General features: G+C 61.6%; 11 protein-coding genes. 4 read left to right on the top strand and 7 right to left on the bottom strand.

Annotation, left to right across the window (positions count from 1 at the left end):
- The first annotated feature begins 481 nt into the window (after positions 1 to 481).
- Both VLI63_RS14920 and VLI63_RS14915 read left to right on the top strand, forming a co-directional pair.
- Positions 482 to 1,132, top strand: a complete 651-nt coding sequence (locus tag VLI63_RS14920; RefSeq protein WP_409157646.1) for a VOC family protein — start codon at positions 482 to 484, stop codon at positions 1,130 to 1,132.
- Positions 1,129 to 1,671 carry a hypothetical protein gene (locus VLI63_RS14915; RefSeq protein ID WP_409157645.1) on the top strand — a complete coding sequence of 181 codons (543 nt, stop codon included), beginning with the start codon at positions 1,129 to 1,131 and terminating at the stop codon, positions 1,669 to 1,671. The genes VLI63_RS14920 and VLI63_RS14915 overlap by 4 nt, the downstream gene beginning before the upstream one ends.
- 906 nt (positions 1,672 to 2,577) lie before the next feature.
- Here VLI63_RS14915 and VLI63_RS14910 read toward each other — a convergent pair.
- The gene (locus VLI63_RS14910) at positions 2,578 to 2,826 is read right to left on the bottom strand and encodes a hypothetical protein (protein ID WP_409157644.1); all 249 of its coding nucleotides are present in this window, start codon (positions 2,824 to 2,826) and stop codon (positions 2,578 to 2,580) included.
- A 1,956-nt stretch (positions 2,827 to 4,782) separates the two neighbouring features.
- Entirely contained in the window at positions 4,783 to 8,151 is a 3,369-nt protein-coding gene (locus VLI63_RS14905; RefSeq protein ID WP_409157643.1) for a DEAD/DEAH box helicase family protein, read from the bottom strand.
- A 217-nt stretch (positions 8,152 to 8,368) separates the two neighbouring features.
- On the opposite strand from VLI63_RS14905, the gene VLI63_RS14900 reads away from it, so the two are divergent.
- Positions 8,369 to 9,331, top strand: a complete 963-nt coding sequence (locus tag VLI63_RS14900; RefSeq protein WP_409157642.1) for a hypothetical protein — start codon at positions 8,369 to 8,371, stop codon at positions 9,329 to 9,331.
- A 227-nt stretch (positions 9,332 to 9,558) separates the two neighbouring features.
- Here VLI63_RS14900 and VLI63_RS14895 read toward each other — a convergent pair whose 3' ends face one another.
- The 4 genes from VLI63_RS14895 to VLI63_RS14880 all read right to left on the bottom strand — a co-directional run bounded on the left by VLI63_RS14895 (position 9,559) and on the right by VLI63_RS14880 (position 14,612).
- Positions 9,559 to 10,851, bottom strand: a complete 1,293-nt coding sequence (locus VLI63_RS14895; protein WP_409157641.1) for a hypothetical protein — start codon at positions 10,849 to 10,851, stop codon at positions 9,559 to 9,561.
- 157 nt (positions 10,852 to 11,008) lie between these two features.
- Positions 11,009 to 11,956, bottom strand: coding sequence for a restriction endonuclease (locus VLI63_RS14890; protein ID WP_409157640.1), 948 nt, complete (start codon positions 11,954 to 11,956; stop codon positions 11,009 to 11,011).
- Entirely contained in the window at positions 11,953 to 13,101 is a 1,149-nt protein-coding gene (locus VLI63_RS14885) for a restriction endonuclease subunit S (RefSeq protein WP_409157639.1), read from the bottom strand. The genes VLI63_RS14890 and VLI63_RS14885 overlap by 4 nt, the downstream gene beginning before the upstream one ends.
- Positions 13,098 to 14,612: an N-6 DNA methylase gene (locus VLI63_RS14880; RefSeq protein ID WP_409157638.1), complete on the bottom strand. Its 1,515-nt coding sequence runs from the start codon at positions 14,610 to 14,612 to the stop codon at positions 13,098 to 13,100. Before VLI63_RS14880 ends, VLI63_RS14885 begins: the two co-directional genes overlap by 4 nt.
- A 625-nt stretch (positions 14,613 to 15,237) precedes the next feature.
- On the opposite strand from VLI63_RS14880, the gene VLI63_RS14875 reads away from it, so the two are divergent.
- A complete protein-coding gene (locus tag VLI63_RS14875) occupies positions 15,238 to 18,327 on the top strand; it encodes a hypothetical protein (RefSeq protein WP_409157637.1) in 3,090 nt (1,029 codons plus the stop codon).
- A gap of 259 nt (positions 18,328 to 18,586) precedes the next feature.
- Here the strand turns inward: VLI63_RS14875 and VLI63_RS14870 are convergent, their stop codons facing one another.
- The gene (locus VLI63_RS14870) at positions 18,587 to 19,675 is read right to left on the bottom strand and encodes a DNA-methyltransferase (RefSeq protein WP_409157636.1); all 1,089 of its coding nucleotides are present in this window, start codon (positions 19,673 to 19,675) and stop codon (positions 18,587 to 18,589) included.
- Between the last annotated feature and the right edge of the window lie 301 nt (positions 19,676 to 19,976).

The raw sequence follows: 19,976 nt of genomic DNA, 5'->3' as shown, positions 1-19,976 counted from the left end.
CCTGATCGAATACCACCCATCGCGCAGGCGGGCCGCCTGTTGCCTGGGTCCGGCACCGTGGAGCCCTGCGGACGCGAGCGGCCGGCATAGCTTGGCTTTCCGAAACGGTGCGTGGTGGGCCGGTAGGTCATCTCCAGGGTGCGCGGGGTAAAAACGCAATTTTCGAGAAGCTCAAGGTCGGGTCGACCGTAAGGGGGACTGAGGGTGCGGTCGACTTCACCGGTTCCGCTCGAGCGGGAGTGATCGCTGGGCCCTGCGAATGCCCGAGATGGCCTGTTGGCCGGACCGATTTCGCCCTTCGTCCACGCAGCCCCGACCGACCGATACTCGCGCCGATAACAGGCTTTATGTCAATGGTTTGTTACTCTGATTGCAGTTTATGCAAGAGTAGAAACGGTGTCAGTGCCCCGAATTAAGCTGCGACTGCCTTCCCTTCCTCGGTCAGGGGCGCATTTTCGTATGGTGTCCGTCAGGAGTGCGAATGACCGAATGGATCAGCGCGAGACAGTTCCACGACGAGCCGGGCACTACTGGCTGGCACGTGCTCTACGGCGGCGCGCAGACGGTGTTCCCCACCGGATCATTCGCGACGGGCGTGGAGTTTGTTCGACGTATCGCTGCAGAGACAGCAGAGGTGGGCCGCGAACCCGACATCGACCTGCGTCCGGAGGCCGTGGTTGTTCGTACGGCGGCGTCGCCCGGGGGTCGGATCGACGCCGCTGACGCGGAGCTCGCTCGGCGCATCTCGGCGATTGCCCGGGATCTGGGCCTCGAGCCCGATCCTTCGCGGTTGCACACCATCCAGATCGCCATCGCGGAGGCGGAAGGGGTCAGCACACGCGACTTCTGGGTCGCCGCGCTCGGGTACGAGGTGATCGGCGGACTTATCGTCGATCCGCTGCGACGTGGGCCGCGAATGTGGTTCGACGAGCTCCGCGCGCCCGGGCGCGGCCGCACGCACATTGATGTGGCCGTCCCGAACGATCGGGTCAAGGCGCGGGTGGCCGCCGTCCGAGCCGCCGGCGGCCGCTTGGCAGACGACTCGCACGTTCCGGACTGGTGGACGATGGCGTCCCCGGACAACCACGGTGTCGACATTGTCGCGTGGGGCGATGTGGACGACGAGGCGTGAAGCAACACTCCGCAAGCCTTCCGTCCTTCGATTTCGACGCGTTCGCCGACGCATTCGACACCGAGCGGCGCGCCCGCGGCCTGAGTTGGTTTGAGTTCGCAGACGACTTGTGGGACCAGTCGTCGGAGCTCAACACGCAACGGCCGGACGACAATTGCCTGTGTGGCGGTGCAGTCTCGCGGCTGAGTGCACGGGGGGCCACCTCGTGCCAGTACGCGCTCTTCATGCTGCGTTGGCTCGGCCGGGCGCCCGAAGACTTCCTGACTGATCCCGCGATCGACGTTGGCGATACCCGACTACCGGAGGCGGGCCCAGAGAGCCGGCTTCGATGGGATCTGGGCGAGTTGTACGCCGCTCTCAATGATCGGCGACAGCAGCTAGCCCTGACCTGGGCCGAACTGGCCGAGGTGCTTGGCTGCACACCGAATCGCCTCACCAATCTGCGAACTGCCCGCCTCGCCGACCTGGAACTCGTGATGCGCGTCACCCAATGGATCGGCAGGCCCGCCGCCGCTTTCATTCATCCCGCGGCTTGGTGAATGATCAGCCGCGTCCATGTGCCGCGTGGCAGCCGCGCCCCCGTCGATCTCAGCGCGCGAACGTCACCTGGATGACGCCGCTCTCGGGCCCCCAAGCGGGCGCGTCCTCCGGCAGCAGGAACGCGCCGCGCACGTCATCGGCTATCGCGGCCGATCTGGCGGCCCGGCGACGACGCGGCAATTCGTGTACGCGGCGACTTGCCCTTGCGGCCCCCTGCACGGCTTCGCTCGGGTGGCTTGCCTGGTCGACGTCGGCCTGACCTCGATCGGCCTGCACCCGTGAAATGCCTTCTGCTGAGTCAGCGCCCAGAGAATCACACCTTCTGGATCCTCACCGGCTGGATCCATGCGAAACGTCAGCTCGCTGAGCCGAGGCACTAGTCCTGAATCGGCGTCAAGGAATTGCGCGGCCGGCATCAGAGCTGTGCCGTCGGAAGTCCAAAGGTAAAGGGCACCACCTGCGGCGATATCCTGGTCGACCGCGTCGGTCGTCGTTCCTAGGTATTCCGCCAAGGCTTCTGCGTCGAAGAAGGGGCCGTACTCGGCTCAGGGATTCTCTCCCTGCTCAGACACCAGACGCTGCACGCTCAGCCAGCTGCGCCGCTGTGATGGAACCTGCGACGTACTCATCCGCCGCGCGCTCCCATGCCTCGCGCCTGAGTCGCAAACGCAGCGCTTCCTCCGGCGACCTGGCCGCTTCAATCGCGGCTGCCTGCTCCTGTTGCTCGCGTTCGCGAAGAGTCATGCCCAACTCGGATCCGCTGCTCCCGCTCATGTCCTCAGGATACGCCGGGCCGCCGGCAAATAGCCCCGGCTCGATGAACTAACCGACCTTCAGCCCAAGCCGGAGTCATCTTCTTTGGTCGAGGGAGACCTGCTCCGGCCAGGAATGCGAGGGGCCGGATGCTACTCTCCCAGCCGAGACCATCCCTCGACGACCGCCGTCAGCACAATCTGTTCTGCGGCTATTTCTCCAAGCCGGTCAAAGGATTCGAAAACGGAGCTCCCAGGCTCACCGAGGTGCGCGTAGAGAAACGCGGCTTCGCGCCCAGCGAGAACTTGCTGCTTCCTGATTCGTAGGCGGCGTTCAGGAGTGTCCTCTTTAGTAGCCATATTCAGCGCCTCTATTTCGGGGGCGCTTTGGACTTTCTCCATCCATCGCCCTGCCGGCGATCGCTGCTGGCTGGCCGGGACGCTGTAGGTCTGCATGTGACTATATGTGTGCGGCGGCTCAGAGTCGATGATCTGAGCTTTTGGCTGCCACGCCTCACACCGCATTTGCATCATCGGTTTTGTGTATCAGTCGGACAAGCGCTCTCGTATGTCTCCGTCGTAGCTCTAGCAGACAACTTGTTTACCTTCAGGCCCTATCTCATGGCCTCGCCGTCGAATGCTCACATGCCGCTTCAGCTCGCATCCGAGATCCTCCGAGTTGCCGAGTAGTTGGACCCTCTCCTCGTCGTGCTTGGCGGCGGGCCAAGTCACCTGTTTCGTGGTCGCACTACTCTCTCGCGAAGGTCGCACAATTTGCACAATTTGCACAATTGGGACAATTGGCACAATTGGCACAATTGGCACAATTCGCGGCGGTCGCCGCACGCGCGCACCACCAGAAGCGAAGCGCCGAGAACTGCGAGCACGAGGTGGGAGCGCGGCGGTCGCCGTGACCTGGACGAGCTGGCCGAAAAAGGAGCCCAACGGCGGCGAGTGACCTGAGTCTTTCGAGCGGTAAAGAGGTCGGGCGCTGGCGCACCCTCCACCCAATATGAACACCCATTCGGAAACCCTTGACGTCGACCCCTCTACGAAGATCATCTCGGCCGTTCTGAACGCAACAGCCCGCCGCCACCACCTCGACAACGCAACCTCCGACATAGAACGCAGCCGCCTTCGGCGACCGTCACACCGCCGACGCCGGCACGTCGGCTCCACATAACTTCCGGGCGCTGCGCCTGGGCTGATGCGCTTCGCACCTCAACCGGTTCCATAAGGCTGCGCCTTTCGGAACCCTCCCCCGCTCGCGCCTGTCCGGGCGCTGGCGCGCCCTCCTACCGTCCTTCTCTTCCCCCGCTCATCTGCGTCTGGCTGCATGTCCGCCGTCACGTTGCACCGTTACGAAGTGCGCGGTCACCGGGGTGCACGTAAGCTCGAATGCCTTCACGATTCGGGTCGTCCGACAGCGCGTCTGCCGGAGCGTTTCCCTGTCCCGCCGACTTCGTCGTCGCTCCCCTGCCGGGGCTCCACGCATGCTGGGGTTGAGCAGGTCGAGGGTGCGCTGCTGGGCTCGGATCGTTCACCGGATCGGACGTGCAGCTTCCCGGGTCGCCTGTCGGGACGTCCAGCGTTTCGGGTGCTTGTCGACGGCTGGGCGTGGTGCGGATGTTCGGCAGCGCTCTGCTCTTCCGTAACGAAGGACGGGGCGGCCGGCATGGCGGGATCCGTTCCGGTTCACACCACAGACTCTCCCACCCGACTTGCTTCGCAATCCGGTTGCCCTGCCACTGCTCCGCAGCACCAGACCCTGCCGGGGGCCTCACGCACGGTTGGGTTGGACGGGTCGGGGCAGTTCCTGCGGGGGACGGGACGATGGGCGTTTCGGATGGCGATTCGGTGCGGGGAAGACGTGCGCTGCGTTGCGAAATGCCCCGGCAGGTGGCCCCCGGCAGGGTTCCGGATCAGCGCAGCTTTGACGGAAACAGTCGGAGTGCGCAGCACCTCAGCTGGATGCTTCGTCAGCGCAGCTAATGCCGTTCACATCGCTCAGCGCGCAGCGACGAGCGTGGAAGAGGAGGAACGTCAAGATGGCGCACGGGCGTAGTCGCCTTATTGCAATGAACCAAGGCGCCAAAGGCTAAGACCGTTCTGGGCGAATCTCAGTGCCTGCGCAAACTCAATGCCATAGCGGGGCGAGAATTGAAATGCACGCGCGTTCTCCATCGCTGTCGGATGATTCTGCAATTTCATTTACTGGCCCAGCAAGCGCTCGAATTTTATAGGGTGCACCAGCCTTTGACGTTCAATTCCGCCAGACAGCAACTGACCCATAACGCATTCCTTGTGCACCGGCGTTGCTGCCGAAGTCGCGCTGCGCGCATATCGTCGAATCGTTTGTCACGAAGCGACCGCGCTCTCCCGAATCCTGTGGAGCACCTCCACAAGCACCAGCACCTGCGCCCCCGTGAATAGCGACTCCGGCCCGGTCGGCGCAACGCCGGTGAACGGCTCCTCGTAAATCAGCGCGGGATCGACTACTCCGCGCTGGGTCAGTTGGTCGATCAACAGCTCGACGAAGCGGATCTGGTTGCCAGTCAGCGTGCTGCCCGCGGTGAACTCGGCCAACGCAGCTATGGCTGCCGTGCGGTCAAGGCCGACCATTGATCGCACGAATAGACCCAGGCCGTGGGATTCTTTTGCGGCCCAGTCGAGTTCGTTCTTCTCAAGTCCGCTTGAAATCATGATCCGTTCGAGGGAGAGCAAGTCAAGCGCGGTGAGCTGCTGGCCGTGACGCAGTTTGAAGAGCACAAGGTCGTCTTCATGGGAGCGGAGGAACGCGAAAGCCTTCTCCCGGAATCGTGCGCGATCGACGGCGATGGCAACGATTTTGATATCGCTGGCTTCGGAGGCGCCGCCCACATCGGCGAAGTTCGTGTAGACAATAGGTCGATCAACGATGTCGATAAGAGACACAAGTCCGCGCAGACGGAATCGCATCATTTCGAGCATCGGCACGGTCACGTCTTGCCACCACTCGTCCGTGGCGATGGCTGTGATCAGCTCGAGATTCGACGCAATAATGGGGATGCTCTTCTGCGCCGCCAGAGCATTCGCGATCGCTTGAATCCGCTTCTTCGCGGCGACAAAACCGGGATCTCCAACGAGAACTCCCAGTTGGGTGCGAAGTGCGAGCAGGTCGAAACGTTTGGCGAATTCATCCTGATCCAACACATCTACCGATGACGGCAACCCGTGAAGGGTCGCGGCCGCGACATAATCATCGCCGGTCATTTTTGTCCAGACCGCGGCATCCGCGTAGCGCTCCACGGCTTGACGTTTCGTTCGCACGACAAAGTTATCGAGGCTCATCCCCGCGACCTGGCCGTGCATGCGTGCGCTTAACCCTTCACGCAGCGCACCGAGTTCGGGGTCATCGGATGCGCCGTCGATGCCGGCGAGCAACGCGAGGCGTGCATCGAACAGCCGCTCCCCCAATGACGCTGCCGCGACGCTGTTGTCCGGGGCGACCGGGGCGTTGAAGTACTCGATGTTCTGGCACACATCGAAGATCAGAAAGTCCTTCTTGTTCTCCCCCGGCCCATACAGGTTGGGGCGCAGTCGCGTGCCGCGTCCAATCATCTGCCAGTACTTGGTCTTCGAGTGCACCGGTTTGAAGAAGACCAGGTTGACGACATCCGGGATGTCGATGCCCGTGTCGAGCATGTCGACCGAGATCGCGATCTGCGGCAGCTTCTCCGGGGACGAGAGGTCGTCGATGAGGCTTTGCGCGTAGGTGGTTTTGTAGGTGATGATCCGTGCGAAATGCCCGCTATATTGCGGGTAGTTGGCGTTGAAGCGACGCTCGATGAACTCGGCGTGTTTATTACTTCGCGCAAAGATGATCGTCTTGCCAAGCTTGTCGCCGCCGGCGACCATCCGGCCCTCGGTCATCAGCGCTTTCAGCACAATGTCGATCGTGTCGCTGTTGAACAGCCAGCCGTTGACGGCGTTCGCATCAACCTCGTCGGGGGGCGGGCCGTCACCCCAGTCGAGGGTGTCCCAATGCTCCTTCTCCGACTCGCTCAGGTCGTCGTATTTGATGCCCTGGCGAAGAAACTGGGTCGCAACCGATCTTCCAACCGGCGGCACGAGGAAGCCGTCGGCGATCGCATCTGTGAGCTCGTAAGAATCTGTGGGAATGCCATCCTCAAGGTCAAAGAGCCCGTAGGTGTTGTGGTCTACCTCGTCCTTTGGCGTCGCGGTGAGTCCCACCAGTAGCGAGTCGAAGTAGTCGAAAATCGCCCCGTATTTTTGGTACACCGAACGGTGAGCTTCATCGATCACAATCAGGTCGAAGTAGCCGGGTCCGAATCGCCGGAGGTCATCTTCACCCTGGTCGATCAGCCCCATCATGGTCGGATAGGTGGACACGAAGACGCGCCCCTCCGAATCGCGATCCGTCACGAGGTTGACCGGTGCGGAATCCGGCAGGTGCGCCTTGAACGCGTTGGTCGCCTGGTTCACGAGCGCGACGCGATCGGCCAGAAACAGAACGCGTTTGGCCCAGTTCGCGCGCACCATCAGATCCGCCAACGAGATGACGGTCCGGGTCTTGCCGCTTCCGGTCGCCATCACCAGCAGCGCGCGGCGTTCGTTCTGCTCGAACGCCTCGGACACTTTGCGTATCGCCCGGTGCTGGTACGGACGTTCAGCGATGTCACTGTTCAGCGGCAGGTCGCCGAGTCGCTTCCGACTGGTGCGCCGATGGATGAGCAGGGCGAGTTGGTCGCGCGTGTAGAAACCCTGCACCTGGCGCGGTGGATACATCGCGTCATCCCAGATCCAGTGCTCGTACCCGTTCGTGTAGAAGATCACAGGACGCTGACCGGTCATTATTTCGAGGGCATCCGCATACAACTTCGCCTGCTGTTGCCCGGCGTTCGAGTCCTTCTTGGTTCGTTTCGCCTCGACCACACCGAGCGGGAGGCCGTCTTCCCCCCACAGCACGTAGTCGACGAAACCGGTGCCCTGCGCGTTCGGCATGCCGGTGACGGGAAACTCGATCTCGCGCGGCGCGGTCAGCGGCCATCCTGCCTCGCGAAGCAATACATCGATGAAGAGATCACGGGTTTCGTCTTCACGGTAGTCGTGAGTATCAACGACCACGGCATTGGCCGCCTTAGCGAGAACGACCTCCTCACGCAAACGCTCCAGCTCAGCCTGCAGGGATTCGTTGTCCGCACGGGATGTCGCAAGCGCAATGTCAGCGACAGCGAGTTGGGCAGCCAACGCCTGAAGCTGTTCGATCGTTCTCGCCGCCGCTCCGGACCGGGGACGCGGAATGGATGCCGCATCGAAAACCAGACCCGTCGATGGGCGGTCCTCAGCCTGTAGTGAGTACCGCGCAGCGATCCACACGAAGACATGGAAGAGCTCCCGGACCACCGGCAGGCTGTCGGTATGCCCCAGCGGTGCCATCCGATGCACGGCATAGTTACCTTGCGTGCGGATGATGTTCAGTTTTGCGAGGATCGCAGGGCCGACCAGCTGTTTAAACGTTGGCTCGTGCAGCAGCGCGGAGAGGTCGTCCTTATACGGTTTGCGCAACGATTCGTCCGCTTCGTAGAGCCAATTCACCAGCAGCTCGGCAGTACGCCTCGAGTAGAAGACTGCGGAACGGGGATCACCGAACGTGTAGTGCTCGGCTCGGCGCGCCTCGTCGGCGATCGCAGGCCACTGGGCACGCGCGAAATCGAAGTTGCCCAAGTGGATTCCTCACCTTCGCGTAGTTCTCCCAAGGCTATCGGCGTTGATGAGGGTCGGTGAGGAGAGGTCGGGCATTTTCGTCCCCAATTGGAGGGTCGAAACACGCAATGTCGGACGGTGCTGGTCAACTGCTCTACTTGCCACCCGGCGGGTCGTCGGCTCACAGCGTTACCGATGCAACCGCGTGGCTTGCCGCGCACCAATACCAGGAGACACCATGTCTGACAACACCAACCCGCCTGTTTTGGCGTCCGAACCGCCCGCCCCCATCCCACCTGCCTCGAAAGGGGGAGTGTCGAAGGCCGCTCTCGTGGTCGGCATCGTCGCGGCCGTGCTCGCGGTGATCCCCGGCCCAAGCTTCGTGGCGTTCATTCCCGCGATCGTCGCCATCGTGCTCGGTCTGGTGACGCTCATCCGCAAGCATCCGACGCCGAAGCGCGGCATTGCCGCCTCTGTGATAGGCGCGATCGCGCTTATCGTCGCGATCATTGTCAGCCTGGTGGTGATCATCGGCGGTGCGGCGGGGCTCTCCAAAGTCTCATCCGACTCGGCCGCCGGCACGAAGCCCAGCACGAGCAGCACTGAACCGAAGGCTTCCACCACCCCGTCCGCTGCGCCCAGCCCAGAGCCGACCACCCCCGCGACGCCCGTCGTCGCGGCGGACACCGTGTACACCGGCACCGGGGACTCCGTCGTTCCCGTCGTCCTCCCTGACGGTGACGGCCCTGCCGCTGCCACGATCACCGGGAACGGATCGAGCAACTTCGCCGTGTGGTCTCTCGACGCGAGCATGGCGCAGCAGGACCTGCTGGTCAATACGATCGGCGCATACACCGGAACTGTTGGCATGGACCTGAAAACCAGTCAGCACACGAAGGCACTCCAGATCACATCGAATGGGCCCTGGACAGTAACAATCCACTCACTGGCCAGCCTGCGCGCGTTCACGGGTAACGCGACGACGGGGACCGGCGACGACGTGGTGATCTATCGCGGCGCGGCAGGCGCCGCAGCGATCACCAACACCGGTAGCAGCAACTTCGCCGTGTGGACCTACGGCAGCCGCTCCAACCTGGCCGTCAACGAGATCGGCGCCTACACCGGAACCGTCGTCTGGCAGAAGGGACCGTCGCTGGTAGTCGTCACCTCCGACGGACCGTGGACGATGACGGTCAACTGAGACCGAGCGTGCCGGGCACCCGAGCCCGGCACGCTCTTCGGTTCGGAATGAAACCGCGACCGCCGAGATAGCCCCACAGACTCGCACTCTCTCACGCGCGAGAACACCGGGATCGCTGGACATTTCCACCCCGATGTACAGACGCAACGTGCATGCAGCTGGGCGACCGCCTCGACTTCTAACCAAGCCTTCTTGACAGCGGCCCGCAGGGATGTCTTACCCTGCGCTCAGCCCTCCTGGTCGTCGATTTCGTCCGTACCGCGCAGACGACGAAGGCGTTCAGCAAATCCGTTGGCGAGTCTGTCTTTCGTCGATATGGCGCGATCAAAGGTCTCAGTTCCGAGACGCATACCGGCATCGAAGGTCTCGTTTCCGAGCCGCTTGCCGGCGTCGACCCCCTCTACTCCCGTCCTCAGCACCGTGTCCCTCGCATCCGTGGCCGCGTCCATCCACCGTCTTGCTTCGACGGACTCGCGACCACGCTCAATGCCGAGGTGCCCGTGAAAATCTCCGATTCCACTCGCGACGTGGTTGCTCGACTCCACGACAGACCGGGAGGCTATCGGGTGGAGCAACACCTTCGTATTCGCTCTGGACGCAGACGCATCCATGCGAGCCATCAAATGTTCTGTGCTCCGCGCGATCAGTTTCAGCCGGTTCTCGCGGGCGGTTTTGAGACCGAGGCGGTGTTGGTTCAGATCTTCCGGAGTCGCGTCGAGTACTCGGTCTATTTCGAGCACCGCAAGGGCATCCTGCAATTGAAAACATCGCGCGAGAACCGCGAGCCACTCCCCAACCTTCGACTCGGCCTCCTTGGCTGTCAGAGCAAGATCAGGCAGGTTCGCTTTCAGCTCCAGCTTCTCCGCAAGCGCATCCAGTTGTCTCAACGAATATGCCTGGGTCCGCGCGATCGTCATCGACGTACCCTGCACCTTCGACCAGGTAACCTCCGAGACTCGGCCCACCTGACCTCGCACGGTCATCGCCTCCTCAATCACGAAATCCACACCGATCATGTCCGCGAAAACGGCGTCCTTCTGCGCGCGAAGCACATCGTCGACCTTCGCGTCAATGATGGCGAGATACTCAGTGATCTCATCCATGGCCTGCTGCAGTGCAAGCTGCGCCATTATGCCCGCAGCACCAGCCAAGGTCGCAGGATTGGCCAGGATCGAAGCCGGACCTTGTGCGAATTGGACGATGCCCTGAATGTGGCCGCCCGCCCCTTGAACCACTCCCATGCTCAGACCGGACGCAGAATTGGTCATCAAATCGTTTCCATGCTTCCCGATGAGCTGAGCAGACTGCTGGGTCAGTTGCACCCATCGACCTGAGCCCTCGGCAATCGCCGAACCCGCCTGTGCCAATCCGGTCGCCCTAGACAGGGCAGGCGATAGTCGATGCAGCCCAAGGTCCTTCGACTGCAACCCCTCCGAGACAAGAAAGCGTTCGACAGCCGATGGATCCCCGATGACTGCCAGGCCATCGCCGTCACTGATCAGCTGAATCTCGTTGTCCATCGTTCGCTCCTGGAGTGTGGGCACGCAAGGCCTGCGAAGGACGAGGTGCATTTCACAGTAAAAAGTCCCCTCCGACATCTTGCCATCGGTCCTTGGTTGGCGTGATCCCCAGAAAGGAGGCCGTGCCTGTGCGGCTCAGTTGAAGATGTCGGCGACGCTACTCGAAGTAGTCCTCGTCGACCTCGACCACGTCATACGTTCGCTTCACCTGCACCGCGACGCGATACCGAATCATCAATTGCGCCAGACGGGATCCATCGATCAGGACAACTCGGCTGGGAATGCGATCGACATACTCGATCGCGCCTGAGCTGAAAGTACTGGTGGTGACGAAGACACCCTGAGTGGCGCCCTTGTCGGCGAGTGCACCGACGAAGCCCTGCAGCTCTGGACGCTGGACCGCGTTCCCGACTCCGTAACGCTTCGCCTGAATATAAACGCGGCTAAGACCAAGGGCATCTTGGTCGATTACACCATCAACGCCTCCATCTCCTGTGCGACCCAACCGGGTGACACGCTGTTCGGCCCCGCCGTACCCCATCGCGATGAGAAGGTCTACGACTGCCTGCTCGAAGAAATCGGGATGCTGTTCTCGAAGCCGGCGGATGATCTCGATCGACACGTCCGCTTCGAATTTCGCAATGCCTGATTCGATCTGCTCAATGGGATCCTCGTCGCCGTCATCTTTACCGGACATTCTCGCGCTCCCGTTGGCAGCCCGCCCGCCCGTTGGCACATAGTCCTGAAATGCGGCGATCTGTTTGAGGGCCTTCTCCTCGATGCCACCGGGGTTCTCGTAAAGAAGCACCTTGCCAGCATCTGTAATCTGAAACTTCGCTCGTGCGGGCTTATCGATGCACTGGGCTCTCGTGAGGAACGACATCGCCCAGCCCACGCGATTCAACGCGCGATACTGGCCCGAGGGCAGAACCTCCTCACGTTCAGCCGAAGTTGTCCCCGCAATTTCCAGGACTGCCTCCTCAAGGGGTCGCTTATCCCAAACACTGCCGTCAGACAACACCTCGAGAAGCGGCTTCATAAAGGCCGGCCAGAGAGGGATGGTGGATACGCGCTCTGGGGTCTCGGGTGAAAGCGAGTCGCTCATAGTTCTCCTCTAAATGCGCGGTGCTGAAGCGAGGCGAAGAGTTCGTCGAATTCGGAGAGGTGAATTGAATGTGATTCGCGCAGGCACTCGATCTCAAGGATCCGCCGGGCGAAGTCCTCTTGGATTTGGAAAGGTGGTAGAGCAATTGATATTCCTAGGAGTACCGGCTGGGAGATATTTTTCATTGAACCGCCACTTCCTGTCGCTCGGTCGCTGATAACGCGCCGAAACTCGGGTCGCGAAAGCGCCTTCCAGACCCACACTGGATCGACGAGGCCATCTCGCTTCCATGCGAACTTCCAGAGCTTGTCTGGCAGAGTAACTCTGGGTACCGCGTGGAGGACGTACGCTGTCGCGCCAACAAGCTCAGCCGTGTTTGCCCTGCTGAAGAGAAGATCGCCCCGCTCGATGAAGTGGCTCTTTAGAGGTGTATATCCAATCGGGAGCGGCTTCGATTCGTTCGGAAGAAAAGTCCCGGTCGTCACTGAGCTGATCTTCAGCACCCGTGGAGACCGTTCATCTCGGTCATCTCCTGATCCGACAACGCTCTTGCCTGTAGTAAACCCGGCTACGAAGTCAGAAATCACCGCGGTTTTCCACCCTCGATCATTCCGGACAATGTTCCCGAACACTTCATTAAATGTCGATTCGGCGAGCTCGTCCAGGAGAGTCATCGCTTGGCGGCGCTTGGCGCGCAGGACGTCAGCGCGGTCCAGGATCTCTGCGATTCGGCGTTGTTCGGGGAGGGGTGGGAGGGGGATCGGAATTCGCTCGGCACTCGACTTAGTCAGTTTTCCTCGTGTCGAACCCGAGATGAAGGGCAACAGATTTCGATTCTCAAGAACACGGGCGAGATAAGCGATGTTCAATTCCGGTTTCGGACGAAGCACGTGCGCATGGTTATTGACCCATGACGGGCCGCAGATCGGATAGGCGACTCCCTTCTCACGCTCGTCGAAATGTCCTCCGTCCTCGGCCAAGAGCACGAGTGGTTCATCGAAGATGAACCCAGTTACAGAGTCCTGTTGTCCGTTCGCACCGAAGTAGGGCACGGGACCTGGCACCCGATCCTTCTCAGTTATCGGTCTTCGGAGGTGATCTAGAAAGGTGACGACACTCCCGAGGGGTACCTCGCGCCACGTCATCGGCGAGCACTCAGAGCGCTGGCGAGCTCGGCGGTCGCGTCCGTGATCTCGCGCTCTAGGGCGGCGAGGTCGGCGAGTATCTCGGCCGGGGCCCGGTGCGCGACCTCGTCGTGCTCAACCTCGCGGTAGCGGTTGAGGCTGAGGTCGTAGCCCTGAGCTACAATGTCGACCTTGGGCACGAGGAAGGATTGTGCGGTCCTGGGGCGGGAAAGTTCTGGGTTGTCGGGTCTCGACAGGCTTGACCATCGGGTTAGTGCATCCGGGAGGTCGTTAGCCTCGGTGGGCGTGCGCTTGTCGTCGAGGCTGAAACCGTCGGCGCGCACGTCGTAGAACCAGACGTTATCGGTGCCGCCCGAACTCGTCTTGGTGAACAGCAGTATCGCCGTGGAGACTCCGGTGTACGGCTTGAAGGTGCCGCTCGGCAGCTTGATCACGGCGTCGAGTTTGTGGTAGTCGACCAGCATCCGTCGCAGCGCCTTGTGTGCGTTGGACGATCCAAAGAGCACGCCGTCGGGAACGATGACGGCGGCGCGTCCGCCGTTCTTCAGCAGACGAATCGTCAGCGCGAGGAACAGAAGCTCGGTCTTCTTGGTCTTCACGACCTTGAGCAGGTCCTTGGCGGTCGTCTCGTAGTCGAGGCTGCCGGCGAAGGGCGGATTTGCGAGCACGAGCGTGTACTTGCCCTCGACACTCGGATCGAAATACTCCTCTGCAAGCGAATCTCGGCGCTGGATGGTGGGGTTGTCCACACCGTGCAGTTGCATGTTCATGCTGCCGATGCGGCTCATCGACGCGTCGGAGTCGAAGCCGGTGAACGCGAGACGGTTGAAATGGTCGCGGCTGGCGGCATCCGCCCAGATCTCCGGATGGTGCTCGCGCAGGTACTCCCCTGCCTCCACCAGGAAGCCAGCCGTGCCGGCGGCGGGGTCGATGATCGTGTCCTCCGGGGTAGGCGCCATCAACTCTACCATGAGTGTGATGATGTGGCGGGAGGTGCGGAATTGCCCGTTCTGCCCGGAGGTGGCGAGCTTGCTCAGCATGTACTCGTAGATGTCGCCTTTGGTGTCCCGGTCATCCATCGGGATGTCCTGCAACAGGTCGACCACCTTCGACAGCAGAGCCGGAGTCGGGATGGTAAAGCGCGCGTCCTTCATGTTTGTTGCGAAGGATGACCCGGTCTCACCGAGTCCGCGGATGAACGGAAACACGTTTTGGTCGATCACGTCGTACATCTCCTGCGGGGAGGAGTTCTGGAAGTGCGACCAGCGGAGGTCGCTGTAGGGGCGCGGGCGGCGACCCGTGTCATCCATGCCGTCGGGGAACACGGGGTTCTCGATGGGCGTGCCGAGAGTGTTGCCCTTGCGCTCGGCCAGCGTGTGCAGGTCATCGAGGCGTTTGATGAAGAGCAGGTAAGTGATCTGCTCGATCACCTCGAGCGGGTTGGCGATGCCACCGGACCAGAAGGCGTTCCAGACCTTCTCGACCTGGGATTTCAGTTCGCCTGTGACCATGGAGTGTTGCCCTTCGAGACTTACGCGCATCGTGCGCACGGTGTTGAGTCTTCCAGATGGTGACTCACTTGATCCTCATCCGCTGATCTGCGCAAGACGCCGACGATCTTTGAGCAGCACCTCCCTGATACCGCCCCATCTCGCTGGTCCCCGCAGATCCCGAACAGCAGGGATCACTAAAACTGCTGATCAAATGCCATATTTATGGACGCATCCCGGGATCCCGGGATTGCGGAGCGCAAGTAGTGGTCAGGTAGATAGTTAGAGCGAAGAGGTCAGTCGCCGCGACCCTCCATATATATACAAATAACTTGGGATCTTGGGATTCTTTCTTCTTCCAGCAGTGGATCCCTTTGTTTGCTTGCGTTTAACGATCCCCGGGACCTGGGATCCTCAGGGATGGTGGGGATCATTTTACCTCCGGCCGCTTCGCTGTTCGGATTGTGATGAGCCCCACCGGCTGATAGCGGCCGGGAATCGGCGACACCGGCGACATGCGGTTGCTTTTGTGCCGCCACGATCCACGTCGCCCCGAGTCCGTGGCTGAATGGAGGCTCCCGGGGATCTCGCAGCCCAGTAATCACGGCGATTCCAGCCGATTCTCGATACTGCGCATAGAGACAGCATGACCACCTTCCGAACTACCCAGCCCACCCACCCACTCACTCCCTGGACCGCTTCCGCGTATGCCCCTGCGAATTCGTTCTCTGGGGCCAACAAACTCGCCTCTTCTGGCGTGGCCCCACTGGTCGCGCTCGCTCGCGGCTACGAGACTCTCGAGCAGCCGCAGGTTGCTGAGTTCGCGAAGCACAATAGCCTCGGTGCCGCCAACTCCAAGCAGCATGGTCAGGTGCTTGCTGCGACCCGTCGCGGAGACGTTATGGTCGTGCGCTGGTATCGCGCCGACCAAGTCGCGACCGCTCACACAGCCGGACTGACACCTGTTGCGAGCAGCCTGCAGCTTCGTCCAGGCATCCCACGCGAGAGCCCCACGACCGGGAAGCTCCTCAAGTACGAGAACTTGGTAGGGAGCCAAAGCGTCATCGATACCAACCCGGCCACACCTGCGGAGTGGTTCACCTCGTCGCCAAAGATTCTCATCACTGAGGGTGTCCTCAAGGGAGACAGCGCGCTGACGGCGCTGCTCCGCGCGAACGGTGTCACTGACGAGCAGCTCTTTGTGAAGGGAAGGGTATCCCGCGAGGAGGCGATTAATCGTCTGCACGCAATCATGATGGGAATCCCAAAATCCAAGCAGGTGACCATCCTTTCCTTCGTAGGGGTGGGCAACTGGAAGGGCAACGACGTCTGGGTCAGCCTCAAGCTGTCCGGCCGTCAGCTCCTCCTCGCCTTCGACGGCGACATCGACAGCAACTGGAACGTCTGGTCCCAGGCGAACAACTTGTGGGGATTCGCGGAAGGCCGTAAGGCCCACGTGAAGCTCGTCGACCTGAGCGTCGACGCTGACGGTGAGATGGTGGAACTGCTCGCCGACACCGGTTCAGCCAAGCCGGAGAAGGTAGGCATCGACGACTTCCTCGTCCGCCACGGCTCATGGGACGACCTTCTCACCCGTATCAAGGATGAGCTTCCGGATGCGCCCGCCCGCTCACGCCACGACGTCCCTGTCGGGACGTGGCAGGTTTCGGAGGATGGCACCTCCGTTCAGGAGTACGTCGCGGGCCCTCCTGATGGCTCTGGGTACCCCGGGACCGCTCACTGGAAGGTGCAGGTGAACATTGGCGGTCGCGTCGTTGCGGTGGAAACCCACCGCGCACCCACCGAGGAAGAGGTTGAGACCGCTCACTTCGACGAAAACATCAACCCAGCCGACATCGCCACCGCCGATACGTGCCGCATCGAGCTTAAGTGGATTCAGGATGACGGAACTGTCACGTCAGGCGAGGTGACCGGCCCGGCCACCCTTCTGATGTACCCACCTTCCGAGTGGGACAAGCGGCACGCCAGCATCCCGAAGAGCCTGCTCCTGCACCCGGAATGGCCACCACGGAAAGGCTCCGACTGGCTTTCCGCAATCAAGGCCAACAACGAGACGCCCGCGGAGCAGAACGTCGCGTGGTCGACGATGGGGTGGGTGCCCGTCGAGAGCACCGCGGTGTGTGCCTTCATTTCGGGCCGAACCGTGATTGCGCCTACGGAAACGAGCCGCCTGCGCACGATAGCGGGAGTCAATGAGGTCGTGCTGCCTGGCTCATCGAAATTCAGCCTTCCCGAAATCGAGGGCGAGGTCATGGGCGAGGCGTGGAAGGCTCAGGTCCGCGAAGACCTCAACTCCCTCTACGAGCACTACATCACCCTCGCACCATGGACAAACATCGACATCGCCGCCGTCGTCATGGCCGCCGGCCTCCGACCTGCGGTCCCAGTCCGATGCACCACGAACCTCTATGTCCAGGGACCTCCCGGGCAGGGAAAGTCGTGGACGGTCGCCCAGATTCTCGCCTTCCACCAGGCCCGCAAGACGTGGAGCAACAAGATGCTCCCCGGGTCGATGAAGGACACCGGGACGTCCATCGAACAGGCCATCGCCCAGACCAACATCTGGGTAATGGACGACCTTGCCCCATCCCCCGACCGGCGCCAGAACGACCTCGAACAGTCCAAAATCGGGGACATCATTCGTTCGGTGCACAACGGTTCTTCCAAGCGTCGCTCCGGTACTGAGCTGAAGGCCCGGGAGGTGTTCACCCCCCGCGCTCTGATGATTACCACCGCGGAAAACGAACACACTATTAACTCCGTCCGTGACCGTTCGGTGATTCTGAGCCTTGGCAGGGGCTCGCTCCGCGATGGTGAAATCGAATTCGAGGGCCAGCCTGCGCGAACACCGGTTGAGATCATGGACGAGTTCCGGGACAACAACCGTGCACCAGGACGGCTGATGCGGGCTGCAGTTCAGGCGATGCAGTACGTCGCCGTGCTAAACGGCTGGGACGTTCTCCTCGAGCAAATCGCGACAATCAAGAAAGACCTCGAAGTCATTGCCCGCGCTGTCATCTCCCAGGTGAAGGTGGACGGCAAGTCCGACTCGCGCCACGTGGAAATGGCTGTCGACCTGATGCTTGGCCTCGCGCCGCTGAACATTCTCGCCGAGATGGTGGAAGACGACCGGTTACTCGCCATGTTCGAGCCCGAGACCGCCGACAACCTTCCGGAGCGGATTGCTCGCGTGCTGTCCGTGTCGTTCCAGAGCCAGGGTGAGTCAACGCCGGGCCGGGCAATTTTGGCCGCCCTCAGCGACCTGCTTTCGGCCGGTCGCGGTCATATCCTGAACGCGAACGACACAACTGCCGCACCCCTGACCGGCGACCACGCCGGTTCTAACCGTGCCCTTGGCTGGCAGGCCGACAGCCAAGGCAACTTCCGCCCGCTAGGAACTGCAATCGGCGTGCTCACGGCGGCTGGGAAGAACAGCCCCATGGACCTGATCATGCTGGACCCCACTGTCGCGTTCGACCTGGCGCAGAGGTATTCCAGCCGCACACTCCCGCCCGGCTCATCCGCCAAAATGGTGTGGCTCGCCTTGTGGAGTGAAGCGCTCGTCCATCCGATTTTCTTCAAGCGCAAACTGGACAAGGACGGCCGTCCCACAAAAATCTTCGTTGTGGACGGGCGGAAGCGGACCGGAATTCCCGTACACCTCGACAGCATTATTGGGGCGGAATCACTCCCGGGGGTGGCCTTGAAGGCGTAACCGACCAACGCCGAGACAAGGGTGATCCCCGAAGTGAGGGACGCCGTTCGCGCCGGTGCAGAGCGAAGCAACCTCTCGCTCGCCCTCTATCTTGAAGCTTTCGTCTTGAGGTGCATCCAAGCTGAAGGGGAGATGCCGCTCCTGACGGTCCACGGGAAGACCCCCGGCGACACAATCGACGAATCGACTGTGTAGTTCGGATCCTGTCAGGGCCCCACCTGTGACCCGATTATCTTGCCGGAACCTACTCGTCGTGCGACTAGGACGGCGATGAGTTGAGACGGGCAATTCGCAACTCTAAAAGCGGCAGATAGGCCGCCTCGCGTTCAATCCCGACCGCACGCACCCCAGCACGGGCACAGGCCTCGAGAGTAGTACCGGTGCCAGCGAATGGATCGAGCACCAGCTGACCTGGCCGCGTCGTCAAAGCCACGAGCCACTCCATCACCCCCACAGGCTTCACCGAGGGACCGGTGATTCCATCTACTTCTGGACGTTCCGCTCTGGTCGCCTTCGGGTGATGATAAAAACTTCGATAGAAACGGGACGCATCTTCGTTACGCCCTCTCTTGCTGAGACCCTGACGTCGTATCTCCGCGACTGGGCAACTCTCTTCGCACCGGTCTTCATCACACCCGACGGCGTGTTGGAGGAGGACGTTTCCCGGCAGCCGTCCGGCCGGCGGCGGTGATGACTTCCTCCCCTCCGGCCGATTCACCCGCCAAGTCGCCGTTAAGTTCACTTTCCCAGGAGTGCGGCTCCGCTCCTCGCCGCCGACCGGGAGACGAAGTGCGTCGACGTTGAAACCGCCCGCACCTCCGGCGTCGATGAGGGCTGGCAGCGAATCGTTCGAACCCAAATTTCGAGCCAGCACGATCGGCTCGAACGACGGTCGCAACATGTTGCCCCAACCTTCGTACTCGCTCGCAATCGCAGTCCCGCCAACTCGCCTCAGCTCATCGTCCAGGTGGCGGAATCCAGCAGGGTAACCCTGCCCATGGATCCAGGAAATTGTGTCTGCAATATCAAAACCAGCATCTTCAATCGCGACGGACATTCGCGCAAACGACTTCGGATGCCCCATCGCCACCAAATTAGCTCCGGGCTTCAACACCCGTCGGGCTTCCGCCCAAAACGTCCTGTCGAACGCGATCCTCGAACGGTCCCAATGCGGTCGTCCGACCTCCCGCTCGTTCTTCGTTATGGCGATTCCAAACGGCGGATCGGTGATCAGGCAATCAAAAGAGTTGTCCGGTAATTTCGCCAACGCATCGCGTGCATCAGCGTGGACGAAAGAAATCAAATCACCGGCCGTATCGCGCTCTTTCCGGACCGGATTGATTGTCATGTGAGACCAACCGTATCGCTCAACTCCCCTTCCAACTTCCGCCTAACCCAGGCTCGAGGGGTGACGGACCGAGACGGGCGGTGGAGGGGAGGCGTGCCTCTCATCCTTCTACGGCCCCACGACCGCAAGTGGAAGGCACCAATGGGGCGGGTGAAGGTGATCTCGCCGCAGAGCGATTCAGGGCTTCTGTGAGGAATGAGGGAATTCGGCTAGTTGGACGGCGCTGGTCGACTCGATTCCATCGGCGGAGTGGGGGAGCCGCAGCCCGTACCCCAATGAACGGACTTTGCGAGTGCCGCGC

The sequence above is a fragment of the Lacisediminihabitans sp. H27-G8 genome (assembly GCF_046156175.1).
Lineage (GTDB): Bacteria > Actinomycetota > Actinomycetes > Actinomycetales > Microbacteriaceae > Lacisediminihabitans.
The sequence above is the reverse complement of the archived record's forward strand: the minus strand, read 5'-3'. Positions and strand labels throughout refer to the sequence as shown.